Annotated in this window: 1 protein-coding gene; it reads right to left on the bottom strand. The window is 49.7% G+C overall.

The genetic code is table 11. The features are described from left to right. Positions 1-604, bottom strand: a 604-nt coding sequence (locus A3844_RS06080) for a transposase (protein WP_143192018.1), incomplete at its 3' end; no start/stop codon positions are given. Positions 605-924 lie beyond the last annotated feature (320 nt).

Consider the following 924-nt stretch of genomic DNA (forward strand, 5'->3'; position numbering starts at 1 on the left):
CACTGTTCATCTCACAAGATTCTCCGAATTCGGCGAGGTCCTTTCCCTGGAACTCCTGTTCTTCTTGGTGCTCTGCCGCTTCAATGTCAGCAAACAGAGCGTGTACCTTCTCCTGTAATTTCGCTTTGTGTTTGCTGACCGCTTTGCCCCAAACAAAGGTGTAGCGATTGGCATTCGCCTCGATCTTAGTGCCGTCCACAAAATAATGCTCCAGAGACACGTATTTTTCGTCAGCCAGAAACTGAAGCACGGCGGTAAATACCGTTTCGAGGACATTCCTCATCCGCTGGGAACGGAAGCGATTAAGAGTTCGAAAGTTGGGGCGCTGCCGTCCGGCCAGCCACATGAAAGGAATATTCTCTCGCACGGCTTTGGCGATTTGACGAGACGAATAGATACGCTGAGTGTAGGCGTAAATGATGACTTTGGTGAGCATTTTAGGATGATAGCTGTCGCGGCCGCCGCCGGGATAAGCAGCGTCAAAGATGGAGTCGTCCAGCCGATTGACGGCTGCGTTAACGACACGAACGAGGTGATTTTCTGGAATGTCTTCTTCCAGATCCATTGGCAAGCAAAGTTGGTCCATGGTATATTGAATGTACAAAGAAATCGCTCCTTTTTTGAAATGGTTGCTCGACACTTCCATTTTACCAAAGGGCGATTTCTTTTTGTGATTTTTGAAAGAATTGTAGGAACGTTCCCCCGCTTAAACAGCGGAGAGGACGGACTGATTGCGGAAAAGCGGTAGCGGTCGCCTTGCTCTCCGGATTTTTACCGCTACGGGAAATAAATAAAATCTGGAGAGCACAGCGATTGTAGCAACGGTCCGTTCGCGGAGCGTCCGCACCAAGTGCGCAAGTCCATCCAACTCAAAAACAGCGGGGCTGTCTCAAGTAGCCATTTCATGGCTTTTGAGACAGCCCC

Origin of the sequence: Paenibacillus helianthi (assembly GCF_001909055.1) — a bacterium.
GTDB lineage: Bacteria > Bacillota > Bacilli > Paenibacillales > Paenibacillaceae > Paenibacillus_AQ > Paenibacillus_AQ helianthi.